Annotated in this window: 4 protein-coding genes; 2 read left to right on the top strand and 2 right to left on the bottom strand. The window is 37.7% G+C overall.

Features of this window, described 5'->3' with window-relative positions:
- On the top strand, positions 1–1,005 hold a 1,005-nt coding region (locus ACOVO2_RS04300), incomplete at its 5' end, for a c-type cytochrome (RefSeq protein ID WP_421768779.1).
- 99 nt (positions 1,006–1,104) lie between these two features.
- Here ACOVO2_RS04300 and ACOVO2_RS04295 read toward each other — a convergent pair.
- Positions 1,105–1,839 carry a LytR/AlgR family response regulator transcription factor gene (locus ACOVO2_RS04295; RefSeq protein WP_421768778.1) on the bottom strand — a complete coding sequence of 245 codons (735 nt, stop codon included), beginning with the start codon at positions 1,837–1,839 and terminating at the stop codon, positions 1,105–1,107.
- On the bottom strand, positions 1,836–2,912 hold the full coding sequence (locus ACOVO2_RS04290; protein WP_421768777.1) for a sensor histidine kinase: 1,077 nt from the start codon (positions 2,910–2,912) through the stop codon (positions 1,836–1,838). The genes ACOVO2_RS04295 and ACOVO2_RS04290 overlap by 4 nt, the downstream gene beginning before the upstream one ends.
- A 201-nt stretch (positions 2,913–3,113) precedes the next feature.
- Between ACOVO2_RS04290 and ACOVO2_RS04285 the strand changes: the two genes are divergently transcribed.
- The coding region (locus tag ACOVO2_RS04285) for a carboxypeptidase-like regulatory domain-containing protein (RefSeq protein ID WP_421768776.1) at positions 3,114–3,511 on the top strand (398 nt) is incomplete at its 3' end.

The following is a 3,511-nucleotide window of genomic DNA, read 5'->3' as shown; positions in this document are numbered from 1 at the left end:
ACTACCAAAGATTTAGTTGCATTGCTGAGCCATTCGAACGGTTGGATAAGAGATAGAAGTCAACAATTATTGATTCAGAAAAAAGACATCAGTATCGCAAAAGATTTAATTGCCTTAGCCAAAAGTTCAAATGAGTTTTCGACTTCGATTCATGCCTTGTATACGTTGGAAGGACTGAGTTTGTTGAGTTTTGGTACTGTATCCGACATCATTAGCCAATCGAAACAGCCCGAAACGATTGCTCATGCCTTGGGGCTTATCGAACGCTACGCATCTGCTCAAAATACTCCGAAAATGCAAGCAATGGCTACCCAGCTATTGGCTCAGAATAACGAAATGATTGATTTATATGTAGCATTTTCGATGAACAATTGGTTGAAAGCAAACAACGATGTTTTTATGCCAATACTTGCACAAATTGAGAAAAAATATGCCGAAAAACGCATTTTGCAAGAAGCCATTGTAAGTAGTTTGGCAGGAAAAGAGCAGTTGTATATTGATACTCAAAACCCAAGTGCAACCCTGAAAAACAACTTGACGATTGCTATTAAAAACAATGAGAAGAAAGAGCCTAACCCAATCTTTGTAAAGGAAACCAACACGGTTGACAACAGAACCAGAGGCTTGCAACTATTCCGCTCGATATGTGCTACCTGCCACGGAGCTGATGGCAAAGGTATTCAAGATTTAGCCCCACCATTAAAAGGTTCGGAGTATATTGATGGCTCGATGAAGCGTTTAGCAGCTATTATTTTACACGGTTTGGGCGGGCCAATTAGCGTAAATGGAAAAGTTTATCAGTTAAATAATGAAATGCCGGGTCTGATAAATAACAAGGATATCAGTGATGAAGATATTGCGGATATTATTCGCTATACTCAAAATGCTTTGGCAAAAGAAGGGAAAAATATCTTTGCCAGTGATATAAAAAAACTAAGAGATAAAAAACCAGTCGGAGGCGTTTATGATGAAAAACAACTCTTAGAAACGGATTTTGAAAAGTAATATTTTTGAAAAAAATACCGAACACGAGCCAGCTTGATTTTTAAATTTTCTGAAATTCGAGCTGGCTTGTGTTTTTGTAAACATCTATTAATCAATTCATTAATACGTCAGTTTTTTAATATTATCCATATATCCGCGGCTGACTCGCACTACATCGCCATTCTGCATAATGACATCGTAGCTACTGATTTGCTTCTGGATTTCTTTTACAAACTCGAGGTTGATGATGGAAGACCGATGCACTCTGATAAAATTTTGTGGGTTTAGTTTATTTTCGAGATTACTGATTCCATAATTGCTCAAAAAACTACCTCGATTAGTAATAATTTTTGAATAATCGCCCTCGGCTTCAATCCAAATAATCTCTTTTACATTAACTGTTATAAGCTTTTGGTTTTGCTGAATCAGTATTTTTTCGGGGAATTGCAAAGGATTAATAATACTCTCGACCAAAGGCTGAATCGGAGATAAATTTTGTGTTTCATTGGTGCGTAGTTTCTGAATGGCCGCCTTGAATCGCTCACGCGTGTAGGGTTTCAATAAATAATCTATGGCATGCACCTCAAAAGCTTGCAGTGCGTATTGGTCGTAGGCCGTTGAGAAAATAATCTGTGGAATCTCTTCGAGGTGTTTGAGGACATCGAAACCCGTGAGGCCTGGCATCTGAATATCCATAAACACAATATCGGGTTTAAATTCATTGATAATTTTGATGGCATCTACGCCATTGTTGGCCTCGCCAACTACAATAAGTGAAGTAAAATCCGCCAAATATTGCTTAATTAGGGTACGTCCTGCGGCCTCATCGTCGATGATAATTACTTTCTGCATCATGATAAAATTGGAATTTTGAACCAAACTTTTAATCCATTGGGTAGGTTGGGGCTGAGATGAAGTAGCTCGCCAAACATCTTTTCGAGCCTTAGTTTGGTGTTGGTGAGTCCAATTCCTTTTCCGATTACCTCCTCTTGGCTGTTGAGTCCGACTCCCGTGTCATTTACTTCAAATATTAGATAATTATCGTTTTTTTCGATTTTAATTTTCACCTCTCCTCCCTCAATTTTTGGCGAAATGCCGTGTTTGATGGCATTTTCGACGATGGGTTGTAATATCATCGGCGGGATTTTCAGATTCAATAACTCGTCACTGGCTTCAATCGAGGTTTTCAACCGACTTCCAAATCTATTCTTCTCTAAGGCTAAATACTTTTCAATAAATTCTAATTCGTCTTTGATTTTTACGTAATCTACCCTCGACGCCTTCAACTGATACCGAAAAATATCGGCCAATTCGGCAATCATTTCGCGGGTAGCTTCCATTTCGGGCGGAACACTCGCACTGATAGTATTAAAAACATTGTACAAAAAATGTGGGTTCAGTTGGGCTTTGATGGCCGAAAGTTCGCTTTCGAGCGTAGCTTGGCGAAGACTATTCTCAATTTCTTTTTGCTGCTGAAATTTCACGTGGTACGCATACGCATGAAAAAAACCAAACTGAATGATGTAAATCAAGGCGGGTATGTAAATATCCCAGATTTGACTCGAACCACGTAAATGTCCACGTCCTAAAAATTCCATCGTGGCATAAAACAATTTTTGCCAAGTGATTACAAAAATAACGAGCGTACCGAAATGCAAAAAAACCTTTGTGGCGAGCGACCAATGCGGAATCGACCTAAAATAAAAGTACCAAATAGGTATTGTAAGGATGAATTTGATAGAATAATCGAAAAACTGACTTACCAAATAGTTTTTGAGTAATTCTGGAAAAGTGATTTTTAAGTATGCCAACTCGTTGAAAGTCAGGGTAATACAATAGAGCAAATACAGAACGATATAGATACCAACAACGGCCAACAATTCGCCGAGTCGTATTCGCCAAATAATAGTCTTATTCCAGTTTATCATCCGATGTGCTGCTTCTTAGTTTATTTTATTCAAATCTCAAATAATTCTTTCGATTCTGCCAAACTTTTCCGACGAATTGCACAATACACTGTTAAACTACATTTTTTGCAATTCGTCGGGTTATTTGTCGGTTTGCCGAATAACCATTTTTTAATACCTAATCTCGACTCAATTTTGTAGCATAAAATTTAAAAAATATTCATGAAAAAGCTATTACTTAATCTCATTTATTTATTTGTGAGTGTTGCCGCTTCGGCACAAACATTCTCAATTAGTGGATTGGTCAAAAACCAACAAAACGAGGGTGTTCCGTTTGCTACCACAATGCTCTATAAACTTAAAGATTCTATGCTCGTAAAAGCCGAAATCTGTACCGAAAACGGTAGTTTCAAAATCAACGGCATCAAGCCCGATAAGTACTATTTTATGGTTAGTAGTGTAGGTTTTCAAAAGTATCGTTCGGTAAATTTTGATGTAATTGACCGAGCAATTGATTTTAGTTCGATAATTATGAACGCTGAAAATCAATTGGCCGAAGTGAAAGTAAAAGCCCAAAAACCACTCGTAGAAGTGCTTGCCGATAAAACGGTTTTCAATGT

This window comes from Emticicia sp. (assembly GCF_049241225.1).
Classification (GTDB): Bacteria; Bacteroidota; Bacteroidia; order Cytophagales; family Spirosomataceae; genus Emticicia.
The sequence above is the reverse complement of the archived record's forward strand: the minus strand, read 5'-3'. Positions and strand labels throughout refer to the sequence as shown.